We start from the raw sequence: 17,720 nt of genomic DNA, 5'->3' as shown, positions 1-17,720 counted from the left end.
GGATAGGAATTATGGTAACAACCACTAGAATAGATAGTTCTGTATCTTCTCTTGGGCAAAATAGCCCGACATCGATTAAAAGCCCTAGCTTATTAGCCGATGTTGCTGGTACTCGCCTTCAGCCTGCGAATCAAAAAAACAAGGTCAGCGGGTTATCAAAAAATATTGGTGCCTCCCTCGCGTTATCGGATTCTCATGTTGAACTGGCATCTATTGATCTTGCCAGACAGGGAATAAAAGAGATTGCAGGCAGCTTGATCAAAATAAAGAAAATGATCGAACCAAATTTGGCGCAGGGTATATCTGAATTACAGCCTGAGCAGGCTGCAAAAATCAGGTTGGAGCAACGAAAAATAAGTGCATCAATGGATGCGCAATTTTCTGGTAAGCGCGTCTTGGATTCAACGCTAAACGCGCAGATAAATACAGAAAATAAAATTAAATTTAAGATTGAAGGCTTAGACTTAAATCGCTCGCGTTGGGATAATGAGCTGGTTACCCTCAATATTGATGGAAAAATCAGCTTGCTGATGTTTGAAGCGGCAAAGACTGACGATGAGCTGCTCAACCAATTCAATAAAGCGTTGGGCTTTACCGATATCAGCGTAAAAAGCAATCAGAAAAATGAGCTCATTTTATCAATGAGTGACGCTCAATGGCGGCAATCTAGTAAAATTACCACAGTGACCGGACAAGGACACAGATTTCCCAGCGGGCAATCTATTCCAACTAATATAACCGCTATTGATAAGGATATAACAACATTAACCAGATCACCTCTGCCCATTAATGACCATACCCTGTCGACTCTTATTGGGCTTATTGATAGTGCCAAAGGCAGTTACCAGATGCTTAACCAATTAAGAAAGTCAGAACTCACATCCGGGGCATCTTATTTACAGCAGCTTACAACGGAGGAAACTCCATTTGAGCCCAAAGTGAATACCATTATGACAGAACAAAAATGGGCAGCGGCATTTAACCTTAACCAAAACCACGCCACTATATCGCGTAAAACCGTTGTTGATCTACTCAAGTGAGACGAATTTTAATTCTGCTTTTAGCCTTTTTAGCGAGTTATTCTTCGGCCCTTGAAGTTTCGCAGCTCACGACTATTGTAAAAAAACAGATCAATACCGACAGCGCTACGTTTGCCCGGAAAATGGATTGGCAGGAATACCGTTACAGCAGTACGCTGCGTATTCCGCCATCATTAAAAAAACTTGAGGATTGTTTGTCGCCTGTCATTATTAGTCTGGCGGCAGCTAATGCTATTAACCGCGTCAGCTATAAAGTGACATGTGATAATACGGTTAAGCAACACAAATGGTCAGTCAATATTGTCGCCAATATTAATTATTATATGGCGGTTGCTACCACTGCTTCATCATTACCCCGTGGGCATTCCCTGCAGCCTGAGGATATTGTCTTTCGTGAACAGAGAATAAGAAATAATGATTATTATCCGAATGTTGCCGGTCTTGCGGGGAAAAAAACAAAACGCAAATTACGTGCAGGCAGCATTATAAAAAAGAAAGATATAATCATAGAATATGCGGTAATACGAAAATCTGAAGTGAGCATTATATTCAAGCAGGATTCTTTTTCTTTGAGTACCCTTGGTATCGCGCTTAAATCAGGCCAGCTTGGTGATTTAATCAAGGTCAAAAATAAACGTTCGGGTAATATTATTACCACCACGGTGATCGGCAAAAATAAAGTGTCCGTTGAGTCCAAATAGAACCTGATTATCTTTGCCGATTAATTTTTGAGAAAGTTACAAATCAACAGCAATAATCATTTTAGAGCTGTTAGACACTCGGCTTCTATAAGATATCAGCGCCGTAATAGATTAAAATTGATAGCTTAAACCGGTCGATATAAATAAACCCTTAGTATCGTAAAAGTCGATATCAGAGCCCTCTTTTTTGTAACCCACCAGTATATTAAAACTGATAGGTGATGCCGGTCGACGTAAATAAACCTTCGCTATCGTAAAAGTCGATATCAGAGTCTTCTTTTGTGTAACCCGCCAGTATATTAAAACTGATAGGTTATGCCGGTCGATGTAAATAAACCTTCGCTATCGTAAAAGTCGATATCAGAGTCTTCTTTTGTGTAACCCGCCAGTACATTAAAACTGATAGGTGATGCCGGTCGACATAAAGAAACCTTTAGTATCGTAAAAGTCGATATCAGAGTCCTTTTTTTTGTAACCCGCCAGTAGATTAAAACTGATAGGTGATGCCGGTCGACATAAAGAAACCTTTAGTATCGTAAAAGTCGATATCAGAGTCCTTTTTTTTGTAACCCGCCAGTAGATTAAAACTGATAGGTGATGCCGGTCGACGTAAAGAAACCTTCGCTATCGTAAAAATTGATATCAGAGTCTTCTTTTGTGTAACCGGCCAGTAGATTAAAACTGATAGGTGATGCCGGTCGACGTAAAGAAACCTTCGCTATCGTAAAAATTGATATCAGAGTCTTCTTTTGTGTAACCGGCCAGTAGATTAAAACTTAATGGTTGCCAGTTAAGCGCCTGGTCATAGCTATAAACAGAAAAGAGTCCTGCATTCACGGTATTCTGTTTTTCATTAAAAGCCGGATTTTCAACGGCAAACTTTTTAATGCCGGTATTGAGGGTAGTAATTAAGCTGTGTCTGCCTTTAAAAACCAGAAGGCTTAACTGCAGTCCATATTGATCAAAGTTATGTGCTTCACCATCGGCAGACCTTGTTGTGTATTGCAGTGCGGGTTTGAAAAATATGCCGGGTGCGATCGAATACATGGTTTCTATTTCAGCGCGCTGATACAAGCTGTCACGCTGTAGCATGGTCAACTGCTTAGCATTCAATCCTAAACTTTGTCCGCTGTGTTCATTTTCTATCGCTGTAAAGGCAAAGGCATATTTAAGGGTAATTGTACTGCCTGCAATGCGGGTTAAAGCAAATCGCCCGCCCTGCGCATTTTCGTCCGTTGTTGTTCGTGTACTGCCGGTTAAATAGGGATCCTGCCAGGCATCATTGAAAGATAGCATTTGCGGAAAATAAGCGACCGTCATTTCGCTGCTGTTATTAAATAAGTGGGTGATCCCCAGTTCATATTGAAACTTGGCTGTCGAAATTTTTTCGCGGCTGTCCCCTGCAAATATCTGCGTTTTTAATTCTGTAAAAGTATACTGTGCGCGGGCTGTGGGAAATATAAATGGCTTACTGATAGCCTGACCGTTATTGTTAAGATTCTCATTGACTGCGTTATCATTATTGGTATTTAATTGTGAGCGACCAGCGCTGTAACCTAAATTGATGCCCAGAGTGAACTCCCAGCCCGCTTTCTCAGCAAGTGGTTGTACCGCTGGTGCTGAATTTGCGGCGACCTCAGCGGCCAGAAAATTGCTTAACAAAATACTTGATATGACAACCGGTAACAATTTACGCATTATTTTCTTCCTTGAATGAGATAACCTAAGACGGAAAACCGCCAATATTAAAAGAGTGATACGAAGCCTGAAGTGGTGCAGATCATATCATTGCGGATTCTACAGCTGGCATTAATTTTTCTAAAGACAGTATAGGATACTCTGGTGCAACAATGTGATCGCATTTTTCTGCTGCAACGTACTACATTTAAGCTAAATTTAGAATTCACTATTAGGGAAAATAAAGATGCGTATAATTTTGATCGCTGTGATTGCTTTTTTACAGTTTGGCTGTACCGGGGTAGCAAAGGATATCAAACCCGTCGAAGGGCTGCAGACTGAGAAATATTTAGGTCTATGGTATGAGATTGCCCGTTTGGATCACTCATTTGAAAGAGGGATGTCGAATGTTAAGGCCGAATATTCATTGCGAGAAGATGGCGGGATAAAGGTCTTAAATAGTGGTTACTCAAGCGAAGAAAAAGAATGGACAACGGCTGAAGGAAAAGCCTATTTTGTCGATGAGAAAAACAAAGGTCACCTAAAAGTATCATTTTTCGGTCCGTTTTACGGCTCTTATGTGATTTTTAAACTAGATAAAATAAATTACCAGTATGCTTATGTGACAAGCTACAGCAAAGATTATTTATGGTTATTAGCAAGAACAGCAACGGTAACAGAAGCTGTTAAACAAGATTTTATAAAGACCGCCAAAATAAACGGTTTTGCAACGGATCAACTGATTTTTGTTGATCAACAAAGCGTGCTCAATGAAGCTGAGAAAGGTGGAATTACGAAAGAATAAATCATACCAAATCCACTCATTTTCTATTCATTTATGCTTGTTAAAATGAATGTTAGCTTCGTTGTTTATTTTGTAATTAGAACAACTAGTTACTGCAATAAACGCCTTGCTTTCATGTGTTTTTCCGGCGCCTAAACAGATCACCCAATTAGTGGGATTGGTATTAAAAAAAACCGCTCATTGAGCGGTTTTTTTATCTGTATAAAGTGAATAAAGTTAAACGATTTTATTTTTCTTCTGAAGAATACTCTTCCATCATTGCTTCTACTTTATCGACCATTTTAGAACTACCACAGAAAAATGGCACTCGCTGGTGCAACTCGGTTGGTGTTAGCTCCATAATGCGGCGGTTAAAACCATCGGTTGCTCTTCCGCCAGCCTGTTCCATTATAAATGCCATCGGGTTACATTCGTATAATAATCTTAGCTTACCTTTTGGTGCGGAGGCCGTAGAAGGGTAGATGTAAATGCCGCCCTTAAGCAAATTTCGGTGAAAATCAGAAACTAAAGAACCAATATAACGAGATGTGTAAGGGCGGTTTGTTGGGCCATCAATTTCTTGACAGTATTTTAAATATTTTTTTACACCCTGTGGAAACTTCAGATAGTTACCTTCATTGATCGAGTAAATTGAACCGTTATCTGGAATTTTCATATTTTCATGTGAAAGGTAAAAAGTACCCAGTGAAGGATCGCAGGTAAAGCCGTGTGTACCATATCCAGTTGTATAAACTAACATAGTTGACGAACCGTATATAACATATCCGGCGGCAACCTGTTCAGTTCCTGGTTGTAGGAAGTCTTCTAAGATTGCTGGCTTGCCCGGCTCGCTAATACGGCGATAAATGGAGAAAATGGTTCCAACCGATACATTAACATCAATATTTGAAGAGCCGTCCAGCGGATCCATCAATACAACATATTTACTGTTTATACAGCGTTGATCATTAAAGGAAACAAACTCATCTTCTTCCTCGGATGCCACACCACAAACTTCACCACGCGCTTCTAATGCCGCTTTAAAAACGTCATTAGCGTATAAATCCATTTTTTGCTGGACTTCACCCTGCACATTTTCCACACCCGTTGCGCCAATAATATCAACTAATCCAGCTTTATTTATGTCTCTATTAACAACTTTGGTCGCTAACCGAATTGCGCCTAATATAGATGATAATTCTCCTGTCGCCTCTGGAGATTCATGCTGCTTTTTAATAATGTATTCACCGAGCGTAATCATTCCATATTCCTTTATCCAGATCTATTATCTGCAAAACGTTATCGTGTGTACAAAATTAACATGATTTAATATTGATTAATGTTAGCTAACATCAATATTGTGCTTTCAGTTGCAGTTATAACGGTTTTAGGTGTTTATTTGCTATTTCAACTATTTTATCAACACGTTTTTTATATTTTGCATCACCGCTAAGAAATTCTGTGGTCATCCAGGTATTGACAATCTCAGCAGCAATACCAGAGCCAATTATTTTGGCACCAATACAAAGGATATTGGTGTTTGAATGAGACCGTGCGAGTTGCGCACAAAAAGGGTCTTGGCAGACCGCCGCATACAATCCCGAAATTTTATTAGCGATTAACGCACTGCCATAACCGACGCCATCAATAAAAATGCCTCGCTCAGCTTCACCTTTAGCAACGGCTAATGCTGCCGGGTAAATATGATCGGATAAATCACAAGCCTCCTGGTTATTTGCGCCAAAATCTATAATAGTATGCCCGGCATTTTCTAATAACATTTTGACCTCCTCTTTTAAACTAAAACCAGAGTGGTCACAGGCCATTGCTATTTTCATATTATCTACCTTCTTAGTGTCTGAGTGGATTAAAAAATGTTCTTTTTTCTTCAAAATAGTGATATTTTCTGGAAAAAAAACCCAGCAATGTGCCGGGTTTTTATGGACTAACCAGTCGCTATTTAAAGCGTCAAATTAAGCTGCAACGGCTTCTTTACGGTCGCTTTTCTTAAGGAAGGCGTAACTGATACCAGTCACTGCTGTTCCTGCTGCAATCGCTACTAAGTAAAGTAGGACTGGTGAGATAGCACCCGGTATAAGCAGTACGAATAAACCACCGTGTGGCGCTAGTAGTTGTGCACCAAATAACATAGACAGTGCACCTGTTAACGCGCCACCGGCCATACAACAAGGGATTACGCGTAATGGATCATGTGCGGCAAAGGGGATAGCACCTTCAGAGATAAAGCAAAGACCTAATACGAATGATGCTTTACCCGCTTCGGCTTCACTTGCGATAAATTTAGATTTAGCTAAGAATGTTGCTAGACCCATACCTAGAGCCGGTACCATACCCGCAGCCATAATCGCCGCCATAGGTGCATAAGTTTGTGATGCCAATAGACCCACGCCAAAGGTATAGGCTGTTTTGTTGACTGGACCACCAAGGTCGAAACACATCATTGCGCCAAGAAGAATACCTAATAGGACAGCATTTCCTGAGCCCATGGTTTGTAGGAAGTCAGTTAGTCCGGCCATGACTGCAGCCACTGGCGTACCGACCACATAGATCATCACTAAACCTGTTACTAAGCTGGCAATCAAAGGAATAATTAAGATGGGTTTTAGCGCCGCCATAGAATCTGGCAATGGGAAATTATCGGCAACCCATTTTGCTGTGTAACCTGCTAGGAAACCTGCAATGATACCACCAAGGAAACCCGCTCCCGTTGAACTTGCTAACATACCGCCAATTAAACCGGGTGCAAGACCGGGTCTGTCGGCAATCGAAAAGGCAATAAAACCAGATAATACCGGAATCATCAACGCAAAAGCGGAAGCTCCGCCGATAGTCATTAATGCCGCTGCAAGTGTACCTTCCTCTTTAAAGGCTTCGATACCAAAGACAAAAGACAACGCAATTAATAAACCACCCGCAACAACCACAGGTAACATATGAGAAACACCGGACATAAGGTGTTTATAGATAGCAGACGATGCTTTCATTTGCTCACCATCACTGCTTGCCGCTGCACCTGTGCTGCGATAAATCGCTGCATCAGAAAATGCTTTGTTGATCTCTTGCTCGGTTTTTTTAAGGGCTAAACCAGTACTGGTTTTATACAATTTTTTGCCATCAAAACGGGCTAAATCAACGCTAATATCTGCGGCAATAATAACCAGATCAGCCGCGCTAATATCTTCTGCGGTTAACTGGTTTTTTGCACCGACTGAGCCGCGTGTTTCAACTTTAATTTCATAACCAAGCTCTTTAGCTTTATCTTCTAAGGCAGTTGCTGCCATAAAGGTGTGTGCAACACCCGTTGGGCAGGCTGTAATTGCAACAATTTTTTTAGTTGTTGACATAGTGGTCTTCCTCGTTATGGGTTGGATAAGCAGTTGTGCTTTGTTAACTGCGTTCTCCAGATAGTTTTTTGTATTTTCCAGGCATTCCGTAATATCAGATTGATACACTTTTTTACCCTGAAAGCGGCTAAGATCAACCGTTGTATTCGCAGCAATCACGATACAGTCGGCTTGATCAATTTGTTGTTGTGTTAAAATTTGTACCGATTTGACGCTAGACTGGCATTCGATTGTCGCTTCCCAGTTTAATGTTGAGACTGCTTTTTCAATTAAACCAGCAGCAATAATACTGTTGGCAATGCCGCTGGGGCATGCTGTGACTATCGCTAATTTCATATTCTTATCCTCTGAACAATTTATTTATAAAGTAAATACTAAGGTTATTAAATAACCTTCTTAATCACTCTTGTGTTATTTTTATGTTTTTTTGCAATGCTTCAACCTGATCGATGTCTTCAACACCCACACCCACTTGGCTAACCGCAAGCGCCGATAATGCGGTGGCAAAGCTTAAACTTTGTGATTTATCCCATTGATTTAGCTCACTCCAACAAAGGCCTGCGACTAAAGTATCACCGGCGCCAACCGTGCTCACTACTTCCATTTTCGGTGGTGTTGATTTAAGCCAGCCTGCTTGGTTAAGCCAAAGTACGCCATTTTCGCCCATAGAGATGACTACATTATGACAACCCTGTTGCTGTAATTGCTGTGCGGCATTCTTAATTTCATCCGTATTTTTTAATGGCAGATTAAGTAAAGCACTTAGTTCCTCATCATTGGGTTTAACCAGGTAAGGATGTGCATTAACACCGGCTGCTAAGGCTTTATTGCTGCTATCAAAAAATACTTTTTTACCGGCTTTGTTCAGTGTTTCAATCCAGCCTGCACAATGCTCCGGTGTCACGCCCTGCGGGAGGCTTCCGGCAATAACAAAGACATCATGTGTTTTTGAAAGCTTAAATAAAGTTCGCTCAAATTCAGCTAATTCAGATTCTCCAACAATCACGCCCGGGAAGTTGAGATCGCTCACCTGACCGGATTTTTCAACGATCTTGACATTGATGCGCGTATCACCTTGAACACGGATAAATTGGTCATTGATCTTTAACGATTCAAATAACTCTACAAATGAAGCTTGGTTATTTGTCCCGAGAAAGCCTGTGACAGTGACCTTTGCACCCAATTCGGCAAGTACCTTGGCAACATTGATACCTTTGCCTGCAGGGTGCAGACTACCGGTTTCAATTAAATTCACAGACCCTGTCTGTAATGCCTCAAGTGAGCCGGTAAGATCTAAGGCCGGGTTTAAGGTGACAGTAACCACTTTTAGATTTTTACTCATTGGATTTTTTCTCCAAGGCCGTCCTCAATCGCTTGACCAATGGCAAGCAGTGCCTGATCGGCATCTTCACCCTGTGCGGTAACCTGTAACTGGTCTTTAAACTTGACCCCCAAGGTCATCACTTTCATTAAACTTTTTGCATTGACTGTCTTGTCCGGCGTATCTGTTTTTGCCAGCTGAATGGTCGCTGCAAATTTTTTCGCCGTATTAACCAGCATCGCACCCGGGCGGGCATGTAAACCATGCGGATTACGGATAGTGAATGTTTTTTGAGTACCTTCGAGCGTTTCTTTTGTCAGTAAGTTGATAACTTGTTCTTGATTCGAACTGAAGAACTTATCTACTTTTTGTTTGGCAATCATATCAATCAGAAAATCCAGCGTTTTTAAATGCAGTTCACTGTTACTGGCGATACAGAGAAGGCCGCTGACTGGTTTATCTAAATGCTGGAATGATTGGGATACTTTTACAAAAGAGAGGGCAGTTTTATTAACACCTTGGTTGCTGGCAGTTAACCACAGACCTTGGCCTAAATGCGTTGGATTGTTAGCCGCTATTGCATCAGCAAAAGTATCACCGACCGCTCCCTGATTTTTGATTAAATCGGCTGCAAGCGCTGTTAGTTGAGAGATATCCTGTGCTGCAGTCTCGAGTTGAATCAAGTCAGTCGTTAACAACATTTCGGTTTGCACTTTGCCGGTTAATAAATCAACAATGGTTTCAGCAGTGGTTGCATTTTGTAACTGTTGTTCAACACCCTCAGCAGAAAGTACTTTCGTCAGCATTTTTAAAATTTCTAAATGCTGATCTGATTTTGCTGCGATACCTATTGCTAAATAAACCATATTATCATCACCCCAATTCACACCTTGAGGAAAGTGATGCAAAATCACACCGGTTTGTTTTATCTGATCACGGGTATCCGTTGTGCCATGAGGGATGGCGATACCATTACCTAAAAAAGTGGTGTTTTGGGCTTCACGAGCGAGCATACCGTTAACATAACCGATTTCGACATAACCCTTATCCATCAGGCCGTTCGCGATAGATTTAATTGCATCTTGTTTATTCTCTGCGGCTTGGGAAAGAATAATATCGTGGGTATTAATTGATAACATGCAGGGTACCTTACTAATGTTAGTGACTGTCGCGCTTATTAACGCAGACACAAATGGTTTAAAAATGAGCGCTTAGTCGTCAGTATAATTGTGAGCCAATCAACGATCATCTATTCAGTCTTATATTCACTATCGTGATGTGAATGGCTGTACTCTCAATCTATTATTTCTTGTCTTTATCGTTGCTGAACCGATTCAGTTGTTATGCTGAACCGTTTCAGCTACAATTGCAACTGCTTTTTGATGGTTATTGGTTTGGTGATTTCCTATACTGTGATACGGATCTCGATAATTGTTTTTTATAAAGGATTTTTGATGAAATTAGTAGAAATAGCGCGCTTAGCAGGTGTCTCTCGTACCACGGCCAGTTACGTTATTAATGGTAAAGCAGAGCAATATAGGATCAGTGAAAAAACGCGTCTGAAAGTGATGGCCGTTGTGGATAAATATAATTATAAACCTAACTATGCGGCCAGTACTCTACGGGTGGGCAATAGCCGTACCTTTGGTTTAATTATCCCGGATCTGGAAAATACCAGTTACGCTAAAATCGCTAAATTATTAGAGCGCGATGCCAGAAAATCGGGTTTTCAATTAATAATCTGTGGTTCGGGTGATGACATTAATACGGAAATGAATGTTGCTGAAAATCTTGTCCGGCGGGGTATTGATGTGTTAATTGTTGCCACTGCATTACCCGGTGATAATGAATTTTATCGCAATATACAGGCTAAAGGAGTGCCGGTCGTGGCGATAGACAGGTGTTTGGATGATGAGTGTTTCAGCAGCGTTATTAGTGAAGATCTTGAAGGCGCTTATCAGTTATGTGAAGCCCTATTAGAAAAAAATATTAACAGTATTGGTTTAATTGGCGCTGGGCCACTGCTGGGCGTCTCCAAAGAGCGAGAATTAGGGTTTAAAGCTGCACTGGCACAATACAGTGGCTCGCTTAACATTCAATACGCTTATGGTGAAGATTTTAGTATTGAACAAGGTCAATATTTAGCGCAGCAATGGATAGATCAGGGTTGTTTCCCCGATGCCATTTTAATTACCTCTTATACATTATTTGTTGGAGTACTGGATTGTTTATTAGCACATCCCGAATTACAGGAAAAAACTGAACTGGCAACTTTTGGTGATAACCGCCTGTTAGATTTTTTACCTATCAAAGTACAGTCCTTACCGCAGCAGTTAGAAGTTATTGCAGAAAAAGCACTGCAACTGGCCTTGCTTGCTGCACAGGGAACTTATAATCCCAGTGTGGAAGTTGTCCCGCGCCGGTTGATTAAACGCTAGTGCAGCGCAAATAATAAGGTGTGCGGTTAACTACATATTGAAAAAACCTAAAAATTCACACCATTGTGACGATTTTTCTTCAATATCTGCATCGTAAAAGCGGATTACTGAACCTGCTCTGGCCTGCGCTATCTTGGGTAGATCCAAGCGTGATACGCAGCCGATTTTCGGATAACCTCCCAGAGTTTGGCGATCATTGAGCAGTATGATCGGTTGTCCGTCGGGCGGAATTTGAATCGCGCCAAGTGCAATGCCTTCTGAAATAATGCCGGCAGTATCACACTTTATTGCTGCGCCTGTTAAACGCACGCCCATCCGATCGCTTTGCGGGCTAACGGCAAAACTACTTTGAAAAAATCGATCCCGCTGTAATTGAGGGAAGCGCTCAACTTGATAGGACGGCAGTACACCAATCTCGATAGTATCGGCATAGTCCGGGATAAAATGCTTTGGAACGGATCGACAGACAGTGCGATGCTGGTTAATGCTCGCCGCGGTTAATAACTGTCCTGCGGCTATTTTGTTTCCTCTGGCAAGGGAATCGTCGTCTTTTGCCAGCCCGCCAAGTTTATTACGCATCACAGTGGCGCTGCTGCCAAATATTTTCTGTGCGGCAAAACCACCGGCAATAGCAAGGTAAGCTCTAAGCCCGGTTTGAGCAAAACCAAGTTTAAGTGTCTGCCCTTTTTTGATTTGAAAGCTACACCAGTTTTTGTGTGCAACGCCGTCAAGGGTTGCCATCATATTGGCTCCCGTGAGGGCTACCATAGTATCTTCCTGGGCTGTAAAACTGGCCTGACCTAATGTGATTTCAAGTACTGGACAGTGCATGCTATTAGCAAGCAAGTGGTTTGCCCAGCAATAGGCATGCAGATCAATCGGACCACCTTGACTTAAACCCAGTTGTGCCACGCCAAAGCGGCCGACATCCTGAATAAGAGATAACATTCCCGGTTGAATTACTTTCAGTTTGGACATATTTTTCCTCCTTGCTGAATAAATTCTTGTTGTGATACCTGCTTAAAACGTACTGCGTCACCGACAGAAAACGTCACTCTTTCCGGCTGAATTACTTCCAGTCTGGACATGTTTGTCCTCCTTGCCGAGTAAACTCTTCTAGTGATACGGATTTAAAACGTACCGTGTCACCGACAGAAAACGGCATCATCGGTTCCTTTTCTGGATTAAATAAGGTGCTTGGGCAGTTACCAATAATCTGCCATCCACCCGGTGAATCATCGGGATAAACGGCTGTCTGCCGGTCCGCAATACCGACACTGCCTGCCGGTATTTTCAGGCGCGGACTGGCGTGACGGGGCATAACAATACGGTCATCGACGCTGCCAAGAAAGGCGAAACCGGGAGAGAAGCCGATCGCGCACACGGTATAAAGGGTCTGGCAATGAATATCGATAACCTGCTGAACAGATAAATTCTTCGCTTCAGCCAGCGTCCGTAAATCCGGTGCCACATCAGCGTGGTAATAAACGGGCAGTTCAATAATTCTTGCCTGGCTTTTTTGTGATTTTTGTTCAAAACTACCAAGCAGCTCGATTAAGCTTGCTTCCAGAGTTGCATAGGATATTTTTAAAAGATTGAATTCGATCATAATCGAGGTATAAGAGGGCACCACCTCAATAATCCCATCAGCGACCTCGAGGTGAATTTTTTCGCACAGAGAGCCAATTAGAGATGCCCGTTCCGGGGCAATAGTGTCCCCGATATAAATCATGGCATGGGTTTCTGATACCCGCTTGATGATAGGTGATTTCATGGGTTCAGTGCCCTGAATAGTTGCTCGACTGTTGCTACCGACTCCGGATTGTCACCATGAACACAGACACTATCAGCGTTAAGCTGCAGTTGGCCGCCCTCGATTGTGGTAACACAACCATTTTTGGCTAATTGCATAACCTGTTTGATAATTTGCTCTGGGCAATGATATACCGCACCTGCTTGTGAGCGCGGAGCAAGTCGGCCTTCAGGTGTGTAGGCCCTGTCGGCAAAGGCTTCTAAAATTAAGCGCACGCCCGCCTGATCAGCAATACCCTTGTAAAGGCTATTATCCGTTTGGGCGAGGATCATCAGCGCCGGCCGGGGAGACAGCTTGGTCAGACCGTCAATAACGGCGCGAAAAATATCTTGATCGACCATCATATCGTTATACAGCGCACCATGGGGTTTGACATATTCAACATTACCGCCATAGAGCTGGCAGATTGCTTGCAGGGCACCGGTCTGGTAGGCGATCAAGTGGGATATCTGCTTTTGGGTATGGGGAATACTGCGTCGTCCAAAACCTATTTTATCGTTATACCCGGGGTGGGCACCAATCTGGACGTTTTTTTTAACGGCTGACTGAACGGTTTTGGCCATCACATCCGGATCCGATGCATGGAATCCGCAGGCGATATTAGCCATATCAATCCAAGGTATCACCGCTTCATCTAAGCCCATTTCCCAGATACCAAAACTTTCTCCCATATCGCAATTAAGTTTCATTTCTACCTTCCTATTTTGACGTTAGGGTAATTATTTGAGAGCGATACGATCCTATCAGATCCGAGAAATGAATCTTATCATGACTCCAAAAGTGTGATTCAAAGATACATTGAAGACGATTTGTAAGCAAATTGTTTTTAATTTGTTGCCAAACTGTTGCGGGACGTATAAGTTCAGGCCTCAAATTTAAGTTGTGCAGTTATTATTATTGAAAGTTGTAGTAAGTGTTATCTATTTTAATTAGCTGTTATTTTTTAATAACAGCAAAATAAAATGGCTTAATTTAATGATCTGACCGCAGATAGGTCTAATCAACCTGAGGTTTTAAAAAAGGAACTAAAACAATGAGAGTATTTCTTAAAACAACCACAATGCTGCTTGCGATAGCGGCCACTTCGACCAGTTTTGCCAGCACCCGATGGGATATGGCGACACCTTACGTCGACTCAACTCATCATACCCAGAACATCCGTCAATTTGCTGAAGATGTTAAAGCGGCAACCGATGGTGAGCTTGAGATAGTCGTTCATGCAGGTGGTTCGTTAATCAACCATAAAGAGATCGTTCGTGCGGTACGTTCGCGCCAGATTTCTATCGGCGAAGTTTTTATCGGTATCTTAGGTAATGAGGATCCCGTGTTTAAGCTTGATAACCTGCCGTTTTTAGCCACTGATTTTGATCAGGCGAAGAAGTTATACGATGTATCAAAAGCAACGATAGAGAGCAAACTGGCCGAAGATAACATGATGTTGTTGTATTCTGTGCCATGGCCACCACAGGGCATTTATAGTAAAAAAGCGATTAACTCTGTAGAAGATCTGGAAGGCGGAAAAATGCGCGCTTACAGTTCAACCTTATCCCAATTATCTGTTTTGCTGAAGGCGTCACCTACTACGGTTCAAACGGTAGAAATTCCGCAAGCTTTCTCCACCGGCATTATCGATATGATGATCACCTCGCCAACAACAGGTGTCAGCAGCCAATCCTGGGATTATGTCAGCCACTATACAGACGTGCAGGCATGGATTCCGAAAAACATGGTGATTATTAATACCCGTGCATTTAAACGTTTGGATGAAAAAACTCAGCAGGGGCTATTACAAGCGTCCGCTGATGCAGAGTTGCGCGGCTGGGAAATGGCAAAAAAAGAAACGGCATTAAATACCAAAATCCTTGCTGACAAAGGGATGAACGTAGCAGCGCCGACAAAAGCTTTGATGAGCTCTCTTAACGACATTGGCGATGTCATGGCAAAAGACTGGATTAAAGAAGCTGGAAGTGAAGGTGAAGCCATCTTAGAAGCGTACAAAAAATAATATATCCCAAACTACTTGAAGATGCTGATTCCTGCATCTTCAGGTCATTTGGGTCTATCCTCTAGCGGAACAAAAAACAGGAGTTTCCATTCATGCGTTTTTTTTTAAATAAGTTGTATCACGGAGCAGGGATTTTATCCGCCGTATGTATCGTCGCCATATGTGTTGTGATTCTAGCTCGCGTGGTCGGACGCTGGATGGGAATTGTTGTCCCCTCAAGTGATGACTTTGCCGGTTTTTTGCTGGCAGCTTCAAGTTTTATGGCCTTAGCTTATACATTTCAGCACGGTGGTCATATTCGAGTGAGCTTATTTACTTCACGATTAGGTGAGAAAAGTGCACTTTTTTGTGAGCGTTTTGTCCTGCTCAGCGCGTCTGTTCTAAGCGCATATTTAGCCTACGAGCTTTGTTATATGGTATGGGAATCCTGGGATTATGAGGAGGTTTCATCGGGTTTTGTGGCCATTCCGATGTGGATTGTTCAACTTCCTGTTGCCATTGGCATGGTTATATTTGCTATCTCGGTCATTGACCTGACCGTATGTAGTCTTCTCTTTGGTAAACGAATTCCACTTTCTGAAGAGGAATCGCTGGCTGAAAAAGATTTTATTAATATTGACGGTGTAAAACATCAGGATTCAAAGGGAGAGAGTCAATGAATGAACTGATTATTGGAGGCATACTTCTGGTTGTGCTGTTTGGTTTTCTTGCCAGCGGACTGTGGGTGGCTTTGTCACTGCTGATGGTGGCTATCTCAGGTATGATCCTGTTAGGTAACGACGCCTTTGGTTTGATTTATGCAACCTCCACCTGGGGCGCGGTGTCTGACTGGTCACTCGCAGCTTTGCCGTTGTTTATCTGGATGGGGGAAATTCTATTCAGAACCCGTTTGTCCAGTGACCTGTTCGAAGGGTTAACACCCTGGCTGGGGCGAGTACCCGGTCGCCTGTTACATGTAAATATTTTAAGTTGCGGTCTATTTGCCGCAGTGTCCGGATCATCGGCTGCAACGGCGGCGACAATCGGTAAAATGACACTGCCTGAGCTCAAAAAGCAGGGCTACGATGATAAAATGGCGATTGCAACACTGGCAGGTTCAGGAACACTTGGTCTTTTAATTCCACCGTCGATTATTTTGATTGTTTATGGTGTGGCCGCAGAGGTTTCTATTGGCCGTTTATTTATTGCAGGTGCCGTGCCCGGTCTGATGCTGGTAATGCTGTTTATGGGATATACCATGTACTGGGCATTGCGCAATCCGAGCAAAGTACCTAGCGACACAGTTACCTACAGCTGGTCTGTAAAGTTGAAAGCCCTGCTCAAGCTTATTCCTGTTGGGCTTCTGGTCTTATTTGTTCTGGGTTCTATTTATGGTGGTCTAACAACTCCGACTGAGGCTGCGGCTTTTGGGGTCGTTGGCGCACTATTGCTTGCTTTTACTGGTCGCTCCCTGACTCGGGAAAGTCTGGTTGGCAGCTTAATGGGGGCGACAAAAACCTCATGCATGATTCTTTTAATTCTTGCCGGTGCGGCATTTTTAACCGTTGCAATGGGTTTTATTGGGTTACCCCGTATGCTGGCAGAAACTATCGCTGCAATGGAGCTTTCACCTTATCTACTGCTGTTTATTTTGACCTTGTTGTTTGTGGTGCTGGGCTGTTTCTTAGACGGCATTTCTGTTGTTGTCCTGACCACCTCAGTGGTTTTACCTATGGTGCTGCAGGCCGGAATTGATCCGCTGTGGTTCGGTATTTATATTGTGCTGGTTGTTGAAATGTCACAAATCACTCCGCCCGTCGGTTTTAACTTATTTGTCCTTCAAAGCCTCACCGGGCGTGATATGATCTTTATCTCAAAGGCTGCGCTACCGTTTTTCTTCTTATTACTTTTCGCGGTAGTAATAGTCACAGTATTTCCGGGTATTGTCACCTGGCTACCATCGGAAATGACCGCCAGTTAAAAAGAGGTAACTATGAAAAAGAGTGAATATTTTCCAATCGTATCTTCATCGCATTTGATGGGGAAAGATTCCGTTACGTTAAGTGAGTTTGAATATGCGTTAACTATGCTTAATAATGCCTTTGAACGTTGGATGCTATCGTGCAGTTTTGCCTCGGGGCTTCCTGAGCTGGGGCCGCTTGATATTCTGGTACTTCATAATATGCATCATCGTGACCGGCCAAAACGGATCGTGGATGTTGCATTCACTCTCAATATTGAAGATATTCATAATGTCTCCTACTCGGTGAGGAAACTTGTTAAGCGAGAACTGGTTGAAAGTGAAAGGCGTGGGAAAGATACTTATTATAAAGTGGCAGAAAGTGGGCGAGAATTTTGCGCGGAATATCGCAAGATCCGCGAAAAATGGCTTGTTGATGCTATCAGCAAGCTGGGCATTAGCGATCAACTGGGTGAACTTGCCGCTACCATGAGAACCTTATCGGGTATTTATGATCCGGCATCACGGGCCGTACGTTCATTGTAATCACTGATGGGAATTGCTTTTAGCCTCTGAAAAAATTCAGAGGCATTTTAAGCGTAATTAACTTAGTCTCCGCAGGTAAACCTGTGAAAAT

At 42.6% G+C, this 17,720-nt stretch carries 24 protein-coding genes; 8 read left to right on the top strand and 16 right to left on the bottom strand.

From position 1 onward, the window contains the following. Positions 1-11: 11 nt before the first annotated feature. Both PING_RS18380 and flgA read left to right on the top strand, forming a co-directional pair. Positions 12-1,040, top strand: coding sequence for a hypothetical protein (locus tag PING_RS18380; protein ID WP_011771790.1), 1,029 nt, complete (start codon positions 12-14; stop codon positions 1,038-1,040). After that, positions 1,037-1,741 (top strand): flagellar basal body P-ring formation chaperone FlgA, encoded by a 705-nt coding sequence (flgA, locus tag PING_RS18375; RefSeq protein ID WP_011771789.1) that lies wholly within the window; start codon positions 1,037-1,039, stop codon positions 1,739-1,741. The genes PING_RS18380 and flgA overlap by 4 nt, the downstream gene beginning before the upstream one ends. Positions 1,742-1,852: 111 nt before the next feature. Here the strand turns inward: flgA and PING_RS21540 are convergent, their stop codons facing one another. The 7 genes from PING_RS21540 to PING_RS18370 are packed head-to-tail and all read right to left on the bottom strand — an operon-like array spanning position 1,853 to position 3,439. Continuing rightward, complete coding sequence (locus PING_RS21540) at positions 1,853-1,939, bottom strand: DUF2860 family protein (RefSeq protein WP_232279454.1); 87 nt, start codon at positions 1,937-1,939, stop codon at positions 1,853-1,855. Between the two features lie 7 nt (positions 1,940-1,946). Continuing rightward, complete coding sequence (locus tag PING_RS21950) at positions 1,947-2,039, bottom strand: DUF2860 family protein (protein ID WP_408635132.1); 93 nt, start codon at positions 2,037-2,039, stop codon at positions 1,947-1,949. Position 2,040: 1 nt separating this feature from the next. Further along, positions 2,041-2,130, bottom strand: coding sequence for a DUF2860 family protein (locus PING_RS20810; protein ID WP_232279453.1), 90 nt, complete (start codon positions 2,128-2,130; stop codon positions 2,041-2,043). 4 nt (positions 2,131-2,134) lie between these two features. Then, positions 2,135-2,224, bottom strand: a complete 90-nt coding sequence (locus PING_RS21945) for a DUF2860 family protein (RefSeq protein ID WP_232279452.1) — start codon at positions 2,222-2,224, stop codon at positions 2,135-2,137. Positions 2,225-2,228: 4 nt separating this feature from the next. Then, positions 2,229-2,369: a DUF2860 family protein gene (locus PING_RS21535; protein WP_408635131.1), complete on the bottom strand. Its 141-nt coding sequence runs from the start codon at positions 2,367-2,369 to the stop codon at positions 2,229-2,231. Further along, positions 2,323-2,427 (bottom strand): DUF2860 family protein, encoded by a 105-nt coding sequence (locus PING_RS21940; RefSeq protein WP_408635130.1) that lies wholly within the window; start codon positions 2,425-2,427, stop codon positions 2,323-2,325. Before PING_RS21940 ends, PING_RS21535 begins: the two co-directional genes overlap by 47 nt. Next, on the bottom strand, positions 2,417-3,439 hold the full coding sequence (locus PING_RS18370; RefSeq protein ID WP_011771788.1) for a DUF2860 domain-containing protein: 1,023 nt from the start codon (positions 3,437-3,439) through the stop codon (positions 2,417-2,419). The genes PING_RS21940 and PING_RS18370 overlap by 11 nt, the downstream gene beginning before the upstream one ends. A 226-nt stretch (positions 3,440-3,665) precedes the next feature. Between PING_RS18370 and PING_RS18365 the strand changes: the two genes are divergently transcribed. After that, a complete protein-coding gene (locus PING_RS18365; protein WP_011771787.1) occupies positions 3,666-4,223 on the top strand; it encodes a lipocalin family protein in 558 nt (185 codons plus the stop codon). Positions 4,224-4,449: 226 nt separating this feature from the next. Here PING_RS18365 and fbp read toward each other — a convergent pair whose 3' ends face one another. The 5 genes from fbp to fruB all read right to left on the bottom strand — a co-directional run bounded on the left by fbp (position 4,450) and on the right by fruB (position 10,027). Beyond that, entirely contained in the window at positions 4,450-5,463 is a 1,014-nt protein-coding gene (gene fbp, locus PING_RS18360; RefSeq protein ID WP_011771786.1) for a class 1 fructose-bisphosphatase, read from the bottom strand. A 115-nt stretch (positions 5,464-5,578) separates the two neighbouring features. Further along, entirely contained in the window at positions 5,579-6,040 is a 462-nt protein-coding gene (locus PING_RS18355; RefSeq protein WP_011771785.1) for an RpiB/LacA/LacB family sugar-phosphate isomerase, read from the bottom strand. A 135-nt stretch (positions 6,041-6,175) separates the two neighbouring features. Next, positions 6,176-7,903 (bottom strand): PTS fructose transporter subunit IIBC, encoded by a 1,728-nt coding sequence (fruA, locus tag PING_RS18350; protein WP_011771784.1) that lies wholly within the window; start codon positions 7,901-7,903, stop codon positions 6,176-6,178. 64 nt (positions 7,904-7,967) lie between these two features. Beyond that, a complete protein-coding gene (gene pfkB / locus PING_RS18345) occupies positions 7,968-8,909 on the bottom strand; it encodes a 1-phosphofructokinase (protein WP_011771783.1) in 942 nt (313 codons plus the stop codon). Next, complete coding sequence (gene fruB, locus PING_RS18340; protein ID WP_011771782.1) at positions 8,906-10,027, bottom strand: fused PTS fructose transporter subunit IIA/HPr protein; 1,122 nt, start codon at positions 10,025-10,027, stop codon at positions 8,906-8,908. Before fruB ends, pfkB begins: the two co-directional genes overlap by 4 nt. A 315-nt stretch (positions 10,028-10,342) precedes the next feature. Between fruB and cra the strand changes: the two genes are divergently transcribed. After that, entirely contained in the window at positions 10,343-11,326 is a 984-nt protein-coding gene (gene cra, locus PING_RS18335; RefSeq protein ID WP_011771781.1) for a catabolite repressor/activator, read from the top strand. Between the two features lie 30 nt (positions 11,327-11,356). On the opposite strand, the gene PING_RS18330 is transcribed toward cra, so the two are convergent. The 4 genes from PING_RS18330 to PING_RS18320 are packed head-to-tail and all read right to left on the bottom strand — an operon-like array spanning position 11,357 to position 13,828. Next, positions 11,357-12,304, bottom strand: coding sequence for a 5-oxoprolinase subunit C family protein (locus tag PING_RS18330; RefSeq protein ID WP_011771780.1), 948 nt, complete (start codon positions 12,302-12,304; stop codon positions 11,357-11,359). Next, positions 12,292-12,414 carry a hypothetical protein gene (locus PING_RS21655; protein ID WP_269571552.1) on the bottom strand — a complete coding sequence of 41 codons (123 nt, stop codon included), beginning with the start codon at positions 12,412-12,414 and terminating at the stop codon, positions 12,292-12,294. The genes PING_RS18330 and PING_RS21655 overlap by 13 nt, the downstream gene beginning before the upstream one ends. Next, positions 12,396-13,100, bottom strand: a complete 705-nt coding sequence (gene pxpB / locus PING_RS18325) for a 5-oxoprolinase subunit PxpB (RefSeq protein ID WP_011771779.1) — start codon at positions 13,098-13,100, stop codon at positions 12,396-12,398. Before pxpB ends, PING_RS21655 begins: the two co-directional genes overlap by 19 nt. Then, the gene (locus tag PING_RS18320) at positions 13,097-13,828 is read right to left on the bottom strand and encodes a 5-oxoprolinase subunit PxpA (protein ID WP_011771778.1); all 732 of its coding nucleotides are present in this window, start codon (positions 13,826-13,828) and stop codon (positions 13,097-13,099) included. The genes pxpB and PING_RS18320 overlap by 4 nt, the downstream gene beginning before the upstream one ends. A 344-nt stretch (positions 13,829-14,172) precedes the next feature. Between PING_RS18320 and PING_RS18315 the strand changes: the two genes are divergently transcribed. The 4 genes from PING_RS18315 to PING_RS18300 all read left to right on the top strand — a co-directional run bounded on the left by PING_RS18315 (position 14,173) and on the right by PING_RS18300 (position 17,629). Then, on the top strand, positions 14,173-15,144 hold the full coding sequence (locus tag PING_RS18315; protein ID WP_011771777.1) for a TRAP transporter substrate-binding protein: 972 nt from the start codon (positions 14,173-14,175) through the stop codon (positions 15,142-15,144). 92 nt (positions 15,145-15,236) lie between these two features. Next, entirely contained in the window at positions 15,237-15,803 is a 567-nt protein-coding gene (locus tag PING_RS18310) for a TRAP transporter small permease (RefSeq protein WP_011771776.1), read from the top strand. Next, a complete protein-coding gene (locus PING_RS18305) occupies positions 15,800-17,104 on the top strand; it encodes a TRAP transporter large permease (protein WP_011771775.1) in 1,305 nt (434 codons plus the stop codon). Before PING_RS18310 ends, PING_RS18305 begins: the two co-directional genes overlap by 4 nt. A gap of 12 nt (positions 17,105-17,116) precedes the next feature. Further along, entirely contained in the window at positions 17,117-17,629 is a 513-nt protein-coding gene (locus tag PING_RS18300) for a winged helix DNA-binding protein (protein WP_011771774.1), read from the top strand. Positions 17,630-17,720 lie beyond the last annotated feature (91 nt).

It is taken from the genome of Psychromonas ingrahamii 37, assembly GCF_000015285.1.
Taxonomy (GTDB): domain Bacteria; phylum Pseudomonadota; class Gammaproteobacteria; order Enterobacterales; family Psychromonadaceae; genus Psychromonas; species Psychromonas ingrahamii.
The sequence above is the reverse complement of the archived record's forward strand: the minus strand, read 5'-3'. Positions and strand labels throughout refer to the sequence as shown.

What these genes read in the sequence shown, in the direction of transcription:
- fbp (WP_011771786.1), bottom strand. Translation starts at nt 5,463, where the DNA reads ATGATTACGCTCGGTGAATACATTATTAAAAAGCAGCATGAATCTCCA.
- PING_RS18370 (WP_011771788.1), bottom strand. Translation starts at nt 3,439, where the DNA reads ATGCGTAAATTGTTACCGGTTGTCATATCAAGTATTTTGTTAAGCAAT.
- PING_RS18330 (WP_011771780.1), bottom strand. Translation starts at nt 12,304, where the DNA reads ATGTCCAAACTGAAAGTAATTCAACCGGGAATGTTATCTCTTATTCAG.
- pfkB (WP_011771783.1), bottom strand. Translation starts at nt 8,909, where the DNA reads ATGAGTAAAAATCTAAAAGTGGTTACTGTCACCTTAAACCCGGCCTTA.
- fruB (WP_011771782.1), bottom strand. Translation starts at nt 10,027, where the DNA reads ATGTTATCAATTAATACCCACGATATTATTCTTTCCCAAGCCGCAGAG.
- PING_RS18315 (WP_011771777.1), top strand. Translation starts at nt 14,173, where the DNA reads ATGAGAGTATTTCTTAAAACAACCACAATGCTGCTTGCGATAGCGGCC.
- PING_RS18305 (WP_011771775.1), top strand. Translation starts at nt 15,800, where the DNA reads ATGAATGAACTGATTATTGGAGGCATACTTCTGGTTGTGCTGTTTGGT.
- PING_RS18365 (WP_011771787.1), top strand. Translation starts at nt 3,666, where the DNA reads ATGCGTATAATTTTGATCGCTGTGATTGCTTTTTTACAGTTTGGCTGT.
- PING_RS18355 (WP_011771785.1), bottom strand. Translation starts at nt 6,040, where the DNA reads ATGAAAATAGCAATGGCCTGTGACCACTCTGGTTTTAGTTTAAAAGAG.
- PING_RS18310 (WP_011771776.1), top strand. Translation starts at nt 15,237, where the DNA reads ATGCGTTTTTTTTTAAATAAGTTGTATCACGGAGCAGGGATTTTATCC.
- PING_RS18380 (WP_011771790.1), top strand. Translation starts at nt 12, where the DNA reads ATGGTAACAACCACTAGAATAGATAGTTCTGTATCTTCTCTTGGGCAA.
- PING_RS18300 (WP_011771774.1), top strand. Translation starts at nt 17,117, where the DNA reads ATGAAAAAGAGTGAATATTTTCCAATCGTATCTTCATCGCATTTGATG.
- PING_RS18320 (WP_011771778.1), bottom strand. Translation starts at nt 13,828, where the DNA reads ATGAAACTTAATTGCGATATGGGAGAAAGTTTTGGTATCTGGGAAATG.
- cra (WP_011771781.1), top strand. Translation starts at nt 10,343, where the DNA reads ATGAAATTAGTAGAAATAGCGCGCTTAGCAGGTGTCTCTCGTACCACG.
- pxpB (WP_011771779.1), bottom strand. Translation starts at nt 13,100, where the DNA reads ATGAAATCACCTATCATCAAGCGGGTATCAGAAACCCATGCCATGATT.
- PING_RS21655 (WP_269571552.1), bottom strand. Translation starts at nt 12,414, where the DNA reads ATGTCCAGACTGGAAGTAATTCAGCCGGAAAGAGTGACGTTTTCTGTC.
- fruA (WP_011771784.1), bottom strand. Translation starts at nt 7,903, where the DNA reads ATGAAATTAGCGATAGTCACAGCATGCCCCAGCGGCATTGCCAACAGT.